20 protein-coding genes are annotated in these 9237 nt (G+C 65.0%); 7 read left to right on the forward strand and 13 right to left on the reverse strand.

Features of this window, described 5'->3' with window-relative positions; translation table 11 throughout:
* Positions 1–29: 29 nt before the first annotated feature.
* The 10 genes from ACIBVN_RS60095 to ACIBVN_RS60140 all read right to left on the reverse strand — a co-directional run bounded on the left by ACIBVN_RS60095 (position 30) and on the right by ACIBVN_RS60140 (position 3993).
* Positions 30–302 (reverse strand): hypothetical protein, encoded by a 273-nt coding sequence (locus ACIBVN_RS60095; protein WP_397151780.1) that lies wholly within the window; start codon positions 300–302, stop codon positions 30–32.
* Between the two features lie 146 nt (positions 303–448).
* The gene (locus ACIBVN_RS60100; protein ID WP_397151782.1) at positions 449–718 is read right to left on the reverse strand and encodes a hypothetical protein; all 270 of its coding nucleotides are present in this window, start codon (positions 716–718) and stop codon (positions 449–451) included.
* Complete coding sequence (locus tag ACIBVN_RS60105; RefSeq protein WP_397151784.1) at positions 718–864, reverse strand: hypothetical protein; 147 nt, start codon at positions 862–864, stop codon at positions 718–720. Before ACIBVN_RS60105 ends, ACIBVN_RS60100 begins: the two co-directional genes overlap by 1 nt.
* Positions 861–2396, reverse strand: a complete 1536-nt coding sequence (locus ACIBVN_RS60110; RefSeq protein WP_397151786.1) for a hypothetical protein — start codon at positions 2394–2396, stop codon at positions 861–863. Before ACIBVN_RS60110 ends, ACIBVN_RS60105 begins: the two co-directional genes overlap by 4 nt.
* 40 nt (positions 2397–2436) lie before the next feature.
* Positions 2437–2607: a hypothetical protein gene (locus ACIBVN_RS60115; protein ID WP_397151788.1), complete on the reverse strand. Its 171-nt coding sequence runs from the start codon at positions 2605–2607 to the stop codon at positions 2437–2439.
* Between the two features lie 94 nt (positions 2608–2701).
* Positions 2702–2929 carry a hypothetical protein gene (locus ACIBVN_RS60120; protein WP_397151790.1) on the reverse strand — a complete coding sequence of 76 codons (228 nt, stop codon included), beginning with the start codon at positions 2927–2929 and terminating at the stop codon, positions 2702–2704.
* Between the two features lie 86 nt (positions 2930–3015).
* On the reverse strand, positions 3016–3297 hold the full coding sequence (locus ACIBVN_RS60125; protein WP_397151792.1) for a hypothetical protein: 282 nt from the start codon (positions 3295–3297) through the stop codon (positions 3016–3018).
* The gene (locus ACIBVN_RS60130) at positions 3294–3443 is read right to left on the reverse strand and encodes a hypothetical protein (RefSeq protein WP_397151794.1); all 150 of its coding nucleotides are present in this window, start codon (positions 3441–3443) and stop codon (positions 3294–3296) included. The genes ACIBVN_RS60125 and ACIBVN_RS60130 overlap by 4 nt, the downstream gene beginning before the upstream one ends.
* Positions 3440–3616 carry a hypothetical protein gene (locus ACIBVN_RS60135; RefSeq protein WP_397151795.1) on the reverse strand — a complete coding sequence of 59 codons (177 nt, stop codon included), beginning with the start codon at positions 3614–3616 and terminating at the stop codon, positions 3440–3442. Before ACIBVN_RS60135 ends, ACIBVN_RS60130 begins: the two co-directional genes overlap by 4 nt.
* Positions 3617–3750: 134 nt before the next feature.
* A complete protein-coding gene (locus tag ACIBVN_RS60140; protein ID WP_397151797.1) occupies positions 3751–3993 on the reverse strand; it encodes a helix-turn-helix domain-containing protein in 243 nt (80 codons plus the stop codon).
* Between the two features lie 194 nt (positions 3994–4187).
* Here ACIBVN_RS60140 and ACIBVN_RS60145 point away from each other — a divergent pair, with 194 nt between their 5' ends.
* Positions 4188–4739 carry a GntR family transcriptional regulator gene (locus ACIBVN_RS60145; RefSeq protein ID WP_397151799.1) on the forward strand — a complete coding sequence of 184 codons (552 nt, stop codon included), beginning with the start codon at positions 4188–4190 and terminating at the stop codon, positions 4737–4739.
* 5 nt (positions 4740–4744) lie between these two features.
* Positions 4745–5461, forward strand: a complete 717-nt coding sequence (locus ACIBVN_RS60150) for a GntR family transcriptional regulator (RefSeq protein ID WP_397151801.1) — start codon at positions 4745–4747, stop codon at positions 5459–5461.
* A 10-nt stretch (positions 5462–5471) separates the two neighbouring features.
* Here ACIBVN_RS60150 and ACIBVN_RS60155 read toward each other — a convergent pair whose 3' ends face one another.
* The 3 genes from ACIBVN_RS60155 to ACIBVN_RS60165 are packed head-to-tail and all read right to left on the reverse strand — an operon-like array spanning position 5472 to position 6622.
* Complete coding sequence (locus ACIBVN_RS60155; RefSeq protein ID WP_397151803.1) at positions 5472–5723, reverse strand: hypothetical protein; 252 nt, start codon at positions 5721–5723, stop codon at positions 5472–5474.
* A 21-nt stretch (positions 5724–5744) separates the two neighbouring features.
* Positions 5745–6377: a hypothetical protein gene (locus ACIBVN_RS60160; protein ID WP_397151805.1), complete on the reverse strand. Its 633-nt coding sequence runs from the start codon at positions 6375–6377 to the stop codon at positions 5745–5747.
* Positions 6374–6622 carry a hypothetical protein gene (locus ACIBVN_RS60165; RefSeq protein ID WP_397151807.1) on the reverse strand — a complete coding sequence of 83 codons (249 nt, stop codon included), beginning with the start codon at positions 6620–6622 and terminating at the stop codon, positions 6374–6376. Before ACIBVN_RS60165 ends, ACIBVN_RS60160 begins: the two co-directional genes overlap by 4 nt.
* A 181-nt stretch (positions 6623–6803) precedes the next feature.
* Here ACIBVN_RS60165 and ACIBVN_RS60170 point away from each other — a divergent pair, with 181 nt between their 5' ends.
* The 5 genes from ACIBVN_RS60170 to ACIBVN_RS60190 all read left to right on the forward strand — a co-directional run bounded on the left by ACIBVN_RS60170 (position 6804) and on the right by ACIBVN_RS60190 (position 9177).
* Positions 6804–7049 carry a GntR family transcriptional regulator gene (locus tag ACIBVN_RS60170; protein WP_397151814.1) on the forward strand — a complete coding sequence of 82 codons (246 nt, stop codon included), beginning with the start codon at positions 6804–6806 and terminating at the stop codon, positions 7047–7049.
* 113 nt (positions 7050–7162) lie between these two features.
* On the forward strand, positions 7163–7432 hold the full coding sequence (locus ACIBVN_RS60175) for a winged helix-turn-helix domain-containing protein (RefSeq protein WP_397151809.1): 270 nt from the start codon (positions 7163–7165) through the stop codon (positions 7430–7432).
* 477 nt (positions 7433–7909) lie between these two features.
* Positions 7910–8230, forward strand: a complete 321-nt coding sequence (locus tag ACIBVN_RS60180) for a transposase (RefSeq protein WP_397151810.1) — start codon at positions 7910–7912, stop codon at positions 8228–8230.
* Positions 8220–8852, forward strand: coding sequence for an IS3 family transposase (locus tag ACIBVN_RS60185; protein ID WP_397151816.1), 633 nt, complete (start codon positions 8220–8222; stop codon positions 8850–8852). The genes ACIBVN_RS60180 and ACIBVN_RS60185 overlap by 11 nt, the downstream gene beginning before the upstream one ends.
* 13 nt (positions 8853–8865) lie before the next feature.
* Positions 8866–9177, forward strand: a complete 312-nt coding sequence (locus ACIBVN_RS60190; RefSeq protein ID WP_397151812.1) for an integrase core domain-containing protein — start codon at positions 8866–8868, stop codon at positions 9175–9177.
* Positions 9178–9237 lie beyond the last annotated feature (60 nt).

A 9237-nucleotide genomic window follows, 5' to 3' on the forward strand; every position in this document is an offset into this window, starting at 1 on the left:
CCTCGGTGGGCAGGTTGAGCTTGAACAGGTCAGGCGCTGGCACGGCTTCTACCCCCTCTCTGGGTCATCAGGTGTGCGTGGTGCTGGTCGTTGAGTCCGCGGGCGAACGCCGCGAGTTGCTCGGCCAAGGCGAGTCCCTGCTCGTGCGCCTTCGCCGCGTCCCGGCGGCTCAGGTGCTTGAGTTCGGCCGCCGCCCACCAGGCCGCCCACCAGAACCGCATGACGCCGCTCTTCTCGCGTCCGATGCGGTTCTCGTGGAAGTCGCGGCGGGCCTGCGGGCCGGTCTGACGCTTCTCGGACAACGACTCTCCTTGGTCACATACGGTGAACTTGACTTGGGGGGTTACACTCGCGCGCGTGTTACGGAGGCGTGCGCGTTACGTAACACTGGGCGCGTAGAGGCCGCCTCCGGGGCGGTTCAGCCGCCTCCCAAGCTGTCTCTCTTGGGCTACTGGCGGCAGTCACAACTCGTGACGGGCTTCGAACGAGGGCGGGCGATTTCCTGCTGGACGAGCCATGCCGCGAGTCGCTGTCCGGAGTAGATCCCGGCCGTTGTGAGAAGCCCGATCGCCGTAGCGACGATTGCTCCAACCGCCGTTCCTGCGTTGGCGGCGCCCAGCGCGAGGACGCTGCCGCCGGCCAAGATGCTCAGCAATCTGCTGACCATGCGGACTTTGATGGTGAAAACCTGCCAAGGCGACACGTTGATCTCGCTCATTACTGGTCACCTCCGCACGGGGTCTTGCCGGCCACGGCCTGGCAGCCCTCACATCCGCGGCTGTGGTTGACGCCGTGGCGGGGACACGTGGGGAGCTTCTCCATGTCGTGCATGTGGTTGCAGACAGGGTCGAAGTAGCGGGTCATGACTGGTCTCCAGAGGGGGTGGTGGACGCGTCCAGATCGGCGTCCTCTTCGGCGGGTCGTACGGGGCGGCCACGCTCGTCGAAACTCCAGCCCTTGCTGGCGAGGATTTCCTTGCCTTCGGCGATGCGGTCGCCGCACCAGGTCGGCTTGAATCCGGTGCGCTCGGCGAGAGCCCACTTGGAGAGCACCTCGTCGGCCTCCACGCGCTTCGCCCACCAGCGAGCGACGCGGCGTTTGTCCTTGTCAGTGGGCTCGGGTCGGTCGTCGTCCTGGTCGTCGGTTGGACGCGTCCTGGTCGCGTCCACGGCCGGTTTGGCGTCCATTTCCGCGTCCAAATCGGCGTCCAAAGTGAGGGTCTGGGAGGTGCCGTTAGCGAGGGCAGCGTCCGGTCGCGAGTCTGGACGCGTCCACGGCATCAGGCTCCGCAGCAAGGTGGCCCCAGCAGGAAGCGCCGGATCATGCTTGCCGTTGGTCGCGGGAGTGGTCGCGGTGTTGGACGCGTCCTGGTCGGGAGACTGGACGCGGACCACGTTCACCTCGGGGCCGCGCTGGCGGTACTCGCGCGCCCACGCCTGGAGTGCCTCGTTCAGCTCGTCGGCGGCCGGCGGCAACGGCTTGGCAGGCTTCCGCCCCTTGCGCTTCTTCTGCTCGTAGGCCGGCTGGAAACGCCGGACGGCTTCGGCTCGGTCGCTGACGCCGTGTCGGACTGCGCGGCGGGTGATGAAGTACGTCTCTCCCAGCCATAGGATCCATCGGGCGCGGGAGAACTTCGGCGCCCGGGCGTCCAGAAGGTCGGCGTCGCGGAGCTGCTGCCAGTGCTTCCACTGCGAGTAGATCTGCCACAGCACGGGGGACAGGACGCTGGCGGCTCCGAACACGATCGCGTAGTCGGCGGTCGGTATCGCGACCTCGACGCCATCAGGGTTCGTGGTGGTCCCGCTGTTGTGCTCGTAGTTGAACCAGCCCACCGCCGCGCCGATCCCGTACGACACGAACCGCAGCCAGCCCGCGCTGTAGCCGTTGACGAGCTTGTCGTGGGCGATGTAGCCGACGTTCACCGCCACCGACTCGACCACGAGAGCGATCGGGACGGCAGCCCACCAGTCCAATCCGAGACCGAGGACGAGCGCGAGGACCTGCCCGAGCACGGCGACGGCGTTGACGCCGACGTTCGCGGAGGCGAGCACCACGGCCCGGCTGATCCGCTGACGGAGAGAGCGGGCCTCCTCGGCGGCCTCGTCTTGCTCCTGCTTGGCCTGATCGGCGAGCCGTTTGCGGACCCGGGACTTCTCCTCTTCAGCTTCGAGCTCTTCCATCTCGCGCTGGTCGCGAGCTCTCCGCGCCTCAATCAGGGCGCGCTCACGCTTCACGAGGGCCGCGGCCTTGTCCGCTGCTCGCTCCTCGCGGGACCGGAACAGGCGGCGTCCAGGCTTCCGCTCGGCTGGCTCTGTGCGAGGCGTCTTGGCCGTCGCGGGCGGCTGAGCGGGGGGCGGCGCGGGCGTGACGAGCTCGGCGGGCTGGGTGGGTGTCATGGCGTACTCCGGGCGTCGTCGTCTTCTTCGGGCTGGTGGGCTACTTGTGCTTGTTTGCTGGGTCATCCATCAGGCGGCGGGCTTTGGCTGCAGCAGCGTCGAACGCCTCGTTGTCGTCCGTGATCAAGGCTTGGAGTAGTCGGCCGATCTCTCCGGCGATGCTTCTGGCGGCGTCGTCAGTCCAGGTGCCGGGCTGCACGTTGTCGCTCATGTCGTTCTCCTCGGGGGTGTCGTTGTGAGCCCCGTCCGGGGGCAGATGGGTTGGATTCCGGACACGTCCACCCGGACGGGGAGAGTGGTGGGCCCTACCGGCGGTCGGCGGGGCGGCTGTAGTTCTCCGCGCGCAGGTGGTCGGCGGCGCGCTCCCCCAACTCGTCGGAGTCGCACGCGTGGCGGTACTCGCGCTGGTCGGCCGGGTCGCGGGTGAGTTTGGCCATCTTCTTCTGCAGGCTGTAGGAGGCGACGTGCATCTCGAGGTCGCGGCCCTGGGCGGTGGAGGCCCATTCGCGGCCATCGGCGTCACGGAACGGCATGGTGGGGTCCCTTCGGGGTTGTCAGGTCTGTGAGCGGTGGTGGGTCCGGCCGCCGCAGACGGCGCTCGCACGGCAGCCGGGCCGGTTCATCGGGCGCTCTCCTTCGGGCACGCCCACGGGTCAGCGTCTGGATCGACTGCCTCGTCCAGGGCGATGACCACCTGAGGAGAACGGGTACGGAGCCGGAACAGCTTTCGCCACCAAGGGGTGGCCATTTCGCGGTGGATGGCGAGCAGCGCGTACACGGCGGCGATCTGCGCGGCCCGTTGGGCAGGCTCGGAGCCCTTCGGGCCGGTGACGTACTCGCCAGCGAGGTACACGTAGTCGTACGCCTGCTCGGCGGGACTGCTGGAGGTCCACCTAGTCATCGCTGGCTCCCCTGAGAGCAGGAGCAGCGGGGGTCCGTGCAACAAGCCGTGTCGATCGCGGGGGCGTCCCGGCAGCCGCGGACGTACTGCCCGACCGCCTGGCTGGCCAGATCGGCGAGGATCTCGGCGTCGGTGCGGGTCTTCATCGGGACACCGCCTGACGGCCAGAGCGGGGGCGGTAGTCGTCGAGTCTGAAGACGTTCGACGGGAGTGCGGTGGCCGGCGCGAGGTCCACACCAGCGGCGTCCACGAACATGGAGACGCGGGCGGACAGTAAGGCCACCTCTTGGGCGAGGTCGCGAAGCGAAGCCGCGGACACAGCGATGTGATCCGGGGAGGCGTGTGTCATCATTAGGGAGTCCTTCCAGCTTTGACCGGCCAGAGGGACATGCGGGCGGCCCGGATCTTGGCAGTGAGGGGCCGCCATTCGCATGTCTGGGGAGATTGCGAGCATCAGACCGCAACCTCCGCGTCAGGCTCGACCGCCCCCCACTTGGGGCTGGCCAGCAAGCCTTCGACGAAGGCGCGCGGGACTTGCTTCCTGCTGCGCACTGGAATGTGCGGGAACTCGCCGCTTGCGACGGCGCGGCGGACGGTGATCGGTTTCACGCCGAGCAACTCGGCAACCTCAGTGATCGGCAGCGCTTGGCGGCGATCGTCGGCGCTGAGGCCGCTCTTAGCGGTCTTGTCGCTCAACGGGGCTCCTGTGCGTCTCATCGCTCTAATCGGATCTCCACCGTACTGCGTATCGCGAAAGGCGACAAGAGACCTTTCGCGAAATGCCGAAAGGTTATCCATGGAGGTGAGGTGCCGGTTTGCTGATCGACAGCCTTACTGCCTTACGAGTAAGGTGATAAGGAAGTTGGCGCATCGAGCTGCGGAGGAGCCCCATGGAGCACGCGCAATGGACGAGCACCTCAAGCCCGTACGTGCGCCCACGACGTTCTGGCGAGCGAGAGGCTTGGGTCGAGGAGGCAGCAGCACAGGGGCGCGTCGGATCCAACCTTTTGCGCGAGGTCGCAGAGGTGCAGCCTCCTGCAGAGGTCGCTGAAGCGTTGAGGCTCGCGGAGGGAGAGTCCGCCGTTGTCCGCCGCAGAGTGGTCCTGCTGGATGGCGAACCGGTAGAACTGGCCGACTCCTTCTATCCGCCGGCGATCGCGCGCGACACGCCTCTTGCCGAACAGGGCAAGGTCCGCGGGGGTGCAGTGACCCTCCTGGCCAACCTTGGCTTTCATACCCGCCGTGTCGTAGAAACGGTGGGTGCCCGACCTGCAACAGAACAGGAGCGCGGCCTACTCCATCTCGGGCCGCACGAATGGGTGTTGATACTGACTCGCGTAACACTTGCCGAGGACGAAGCGCCGATCGAGGTCACGGTGATGACGATGATCGCTACGGGGCGGGAGCTTCGCTATGAGGTGACCATCGATGAGGAAGGCTGACCACTTTGGCTAAGCAGTCGGGCACGCGGCGCCCGAACGAGGAAGTCGCCGCGGACCTGCGTGAAAAGATCATGTCTGGAGTTTTCGCGCCAGGCGAAGCCCTGCCATCCACGCCGCGCCTGGCGGAGATGTATGGGGTAGCGGCCTCGACAGCCTCGAAGGCGATCGGAATCCTCAAGGATGAGGGATTCGTTGAGGGGCAAGTCGGCAAGGCCGTGTTTGTCCGCAACAAGCAGCCCTTTGTCGTCGCAGCCACGGCATACAAGGAACCGTCTCCTCGCGGCTACAAGTACGACCTGCTGCACGTTGCCGAGGTGGTTCCGCCGAAGGAGGTGGCTCAGGCGCTCGGCCTGGCCGCCGACGAGCGAGCGGTTCTTCGTCGGCGACTACTACTTCATGATGGCGAGCCAGTCGAGCTCTCCTCGTCTTTCTATCCGCTGTCCTTCGCTGCGGGCACGCCGCTCACACGCAAGGGCAAGATTCCCGGGGGAGCCCCGCAAGTGCTGGCAGAACTTGGGCTACCTGAGAAAAGGTTTGAGGATCGCATCTCAACCCGTCAACCCCTCAGGGAAGAGATCGACGCTCTTAATCTGCCGCTCAACGTTCCCGTGTTCAGGCAGTTCCGTGTCGTCTTCAGCGACGATGACCGCCCCGTCGAGGTGTCGATTCTTGTGAAGGGCGGACACCTGTACGAGCTGCTCTATGGGCAGTCGATCGAGTAATACGGACCTGTCAGAGCTTCCGGCCGAGGATCCTGGCGCCGACCCGTACGTGGTGGCCGGCGCCTTTGCATGCCCGGCATGGTCCGAACGCGCCCTTGTACAGCTTGGAATGCGACTCCTTCGACCGATTACACGCCTTACAGATCTTGTATGGCTTCACAACGCATGAGGCGACGTACGTAACCGCGGCACCGGCGAGGATCGATAAGACCACTGGGTTGCCGAGGATTGCGTCGATCAGGTTGATGAGGGCGTCGACCACGAGGTCCTCCCAATGGGGGTGTCAGCGGTCTAAAGGCATGGGCCGCAGATCGTCGAGCACGACCAGCAGTTGCTTGGCGAGCGTGTACTCCAACCGCCAGAAGGCGTCGAGCGGAACGACGGCGTTGCGTTGTGTCTCGACAGGGCCGTGGCGGGTTGGTCGCCAGAAGTCGCCCAGCACCCCGTACGGTTCGGCGCTGCCCACCGTATAGACGGCGGCGCCACGCCGCAGGCGCGGGCAGGCGACGAGTGCCTCGGGAATGCACGCAGCACACGTGGGCGGCGCGTTCGTGTACCCCTTGCTGGTCGAGGTGTCATCCGGATCGTCTGCCAGTACCCACGAAACACGACCGTCTGGACCAACAGCCGACTCCCCGCACACCTGACAGAGGAGGCGCAGCATGGCGTTGCGCTGCCTGATCGAGTTGACGAGCTTCCACTCGGGCCGGCCGCGCCGATGCAGTCCCTGACGTGACCACAGCGCGCCGAGCATCGAGTCCTGCGGTACAGCATCGACGTAGCTCAACTTCAGTCCATCTGTTGCCTCAGGGCTCCAGACGAACGTCAGCGGATGCGCGACGATCTCCTCGTCGTAGGCAGTGATGTACGGGACGCGGAGCCGCGGGGTTCTCGCGGTCTGTTCGAGAGAACTCATGCTGGATATCCGGTCCAGAACGGGATCTCCCGAGTCGGTGTTACCCACCTGTAGCTGGCCAGGCAGCGCAGGATTGCGCCCTGGACGACGGGGTCCTCCTCGTCGTCGCGCGCCGTGGCCGTGCGTCCAGTGGCCTTGTGGGTGATCTGCAGCAGCCCGTCTTCCCTGCGGACCACCGAGCATTCGGGGATCTCCGGGAGGCCGGGGCTGCTCACCGGCTCGCCATTCTCGTAGGCTTCGCCCATAGGGTCGGACCTCCACCCGTCCGATCAAGGGCCCGTCTAGGCGTTCGCTGCGCCAGGCGGGCCCGCTTTATGCAGGTCAAGTGACCGCCATGCTACGCCGCTTCCACATACTTCACCATGGTGAGTCTTGAGGAAGTGCGGGTATCCGCAGGTCAACACGGCTGCCTACGGTGCAACTGTGATGATCGAATTCCGGCCGAACGCTCCGAAGTGGCGACAGATCGCCGACATCCTCAAGGAGCGAATCGCGGACGGCACCTATCAGGTGGACACTCCCCTGCCGTCCGAGCACGAGCTGGTACAGGAATTCGGCGTCGCTCGCGGAACGGCGCGTAAGGTGCTCACCAAGTTGAAAGAAGAGGGCGTCGCCTACAGCGAGCGCGGCCTGGGCACGTTCGTTGCGCCTCCAAAGAATCCCGGGGACTGAGCGCCCCCTACTCCCCCGCCATTGGCTCGGCCAGTCCAGGTCACACAAGGGCATGCCCGGGCATGCCCTGTCTCGCCGGAGTAGGCACGGATAGGCCCTTCTACGGTCGGCCCATGATCGAGTGGGCGCCGGATGAGACCGTGTGGCAGCAGATGTATGACATTCTGCGCGAACGTATCGAAACCGGTGTTTACAAGCCTCGAATGCCCCTTCCGAGCATCACTCACCTGGAACAGGAATTTGAGGTCGCAAGAGGGACTGTTCGTAAGGTTCTCGGCAAACTGAAGGATGATGGCTACCTTCGGGCGATTCCCGGCAAGGGGACGTTCGTGGTGCCACGTCTCGAGCGTGGGAGAAATCCGGGAGACGATCTCCCCCGCTGAGCACCCGCGAACGCCCGCGAATGCGCCGCCAAATGCCGATTTACCTGCACTTATCCGGGCGGGTCCTGGTGGCGGAATTGTCCGGGCGGTCCTTACAAGCGAGGGGTCACTGGTTCGAACCCAGTACCGCCCACCAGCAGAAACGCCCCGTCTCCGATCTTGGAAGCGGGGCGTGAGTGACAAACTGAGTGACATGTTGAACGGCTATGGCTCATCAGCCATGGGAAAGATGCGGTCCATCGCAGTCGCGCCTTCTTGGATGACCGGCCGTATCTGCTGACGGTAGACCGTCTCCGTGACGACCGTCTTGGAGTGTCCGACCAGGCGCGAGATGTCCTCGATCGGGATGTCATGATCAGAGAACAGGGACACAAAACTGTGTCGGAGCTCCCTTGGCGCCCAATCCTTCCCTGAGGTGCCCCGAACCTTCCGGACTCGGACCCAAGTAGGGTCAGAGGCAGTCAGGGAAGGAAGCACGTGGCGAAGAAGCCGAGGATATATCCACCCGAGTTGCGGGCCGAAGTCGTGCGGGCCGTCGTCGAAGACCGGAAGACTCCTGCACAGGTTGCCCGCGATTTCGGGCTGTTCGCAGAGACGGTTCGCAATTGGGTGAAGGCCGAGAGGTCGAAGAACTCGGCTACCACCGACGAGGCCCGCGCCGCCATCGACCGCGCTAGGCTCCAGGAGATGGAACGACGTGTTCAGGAACTTGAGCAGGAGAACGCTTTTCTGAAAAAGCCGCGGCCTTCTTTGCGAAAGAACTCCCGTAAGCGAGAAGTACGAACTAATTCTCGCTGAGAAGGCCAACTTTGAGATCATCATGATGTGCCGCTTACTCGGCGTGTCGAAATCTGGATACTACGACTGGGAGAAGCGCCCGATGTCGGCGACCGGACAACGGCGCGAGGACCTCAAACCCTTGATTGACTTCGTGTTCGCCGAATCCGGCCGCACGTACGGGTACCGCCGTGTTCATGCGGAGCTCGGGCGCGCCGGCGTCGAGGTGGACGACGAACTCGTCCGCAAGCTCATGCGCCAGATGGGCCTGATCCCGGTGCAGGTCAGGCGACGCCGAGGGCTGACGATCGCTGACAGGGCCGCGGCTCCGATCCCGGATCTGGTGCGACGTGACTTCAGCGCGGAGGTGCCCGGCCAGAAGATGATCGGTGATATCACGCAGATCGATACGGGTGAGGGGCCGCTTTTCCTGGCGACGGTTATCGACTGCTTCAGGAGGAGCGTGATCGGCTGGGCGCTGGACGTGCGATATCCGGCGCGCTTGGCGTGTGCGGCCCTCGATATGGCTGCGGCTCGCATCGAGATGCCCGACGGGGCGATCTTTCATTCTGATCGTGGGAGCAATATACGTCCATCGAGTTCGGTGAGACACTCTGCAAGTATCACATCAGGCAGTCCGTAGGGCGCACTGGGAGTTGTTTCGACACCCGTACTCCGAGGCACAGTTCCGGACGCTGAAGTACTGCCCGGCCTTCCCCCAACGCTTCGGCTCGATCGCCCACGCCCGCGCCTTCTGCACCGAGTTCTTCACCTACTACAACCACGAGCACCGGCACTCCGGTATCGGCCTGCACACCCCGGCCTCGGTCCATCTGGGCACCGTCGGCCAGATCCGGGCAGAGCGCGCCCGAACGCTCCAGGCCGCCTACACCGCCAACCCCGGCCGGTTCCGCCGCATGCCCGCCCCGCCCAGCGTTAGCGTCCACGGGAGTGGTGTACGGGTTTGAACCTACTCGTCACCTTGATGCCCGTAAGGGAAGATCGATGTGACATGAGGGCGGCCACTC

Origin of the sequence: Nonomuraea sp. NPDC049400 (assembly GCF_044466425.1) — a bacterium.
In the GTDB taxonomy this organism is placed as follows: Bacteria; Actinomycetota; Actinomycetes; order Streptosporangiales; family Streptosporangiaceae; genus Nonomuraea.

What these genes read in the sequence shown, in the direction of transcription:
- ACIBVN_RS60125 (WP_397151792.1), bottom strand. Translation starts at nt 3,297, where the DNA reads ATGACTAGGTGGACCTCCAGCAGTCCCGCCGAGCAGGCGTACGACTAC.
- ACIBVN_RS60120 (WP_397151790.1), bottom strand. Translation starts at nt 2,929, where the DNA reads ATGCCGTTCCGTGACGCCGATGGCCGCGAATGGGCCTCCACCGCCCAG.
- ACIBVN_RS60145 (WP_397151799.1), top strand. Translation starts at nt 4,188, where the DNA reads ATGGAGCACGCGCAATGGACGAGCACCTCAAGCCCGTACGTGCGCCCA.
- ACIBVN_RS60160 (WP_397151805.1), bottom strand. Translation starts at nt 6,377, where the DNA reads ATGAGTTCTCTCGAACAGACCGCGAGAACCCCGCGGCTCCGCGTCCCG.
- ACIBVN_RS60165 (WP_397151807.1), bottom strand. Translation starts at nt 6,622, where the DNA reads ATGGGCGAAGCCTACGAGAATGGCGAGCCGGTGAGCAGCCCCGGCCTC.
- ACIBVN_RS60100 (WP_397151782.1), bottom strand. Translation starts at nt 718, where the DNA reads ATGAGCGAGATCAACGTGTCGCCTTGGCAGGTTTTCACCATCAAAGTC.
- ACIBVN_RS60170 (WP_397151814.1), top strand. Translation starts at nt 6,804, where the DNA reads ATGATCGAATTCCGGCCGAACGCTCCGAAGTGGCGACAGATCGCCGAC.
- ACIBVN_RS60175 (WP_397151809.1), top strand. Translation starts at nt 7,163, where the DNA reads ATGATCGAGTGGGCGCCGGATGAGACCGTGTGGCAGCAGATGTATGAC.
- ACIBVN_RS60130 (WP_397151794.1), bottom strand. Translation starts at nt 3,443, where the DNA reads ATGAAGACCCGCACCGACGCCGAGATCCTCGCCGATCTGGCCAGCCAG.
- ACIBVN_RS60105 (WP_397151784.1), bottom strand. Translation starts at nt 864, where the DNA reads ATGACCCGCTACTTCGACCCTGTCTGCAACCACATGCACGACATGGAG.
- ACIBVN_RS60110 (WP_397151786.1), bottom strand. Translation starts at nt 2,396, where the DNA reads ATGACACCCACCCAGCCCGCCGAGCTCGTCACGCCCGCGCCGCCCCCC.
- ACIBVN_RS60115 (WP_397151788.1), bottom strand. Translation starts at nt 2,607, where the DNA reads ATGAGCGACAACGTGCAGCCCGGCACCTGGACTGACGACGCCGCCAGA.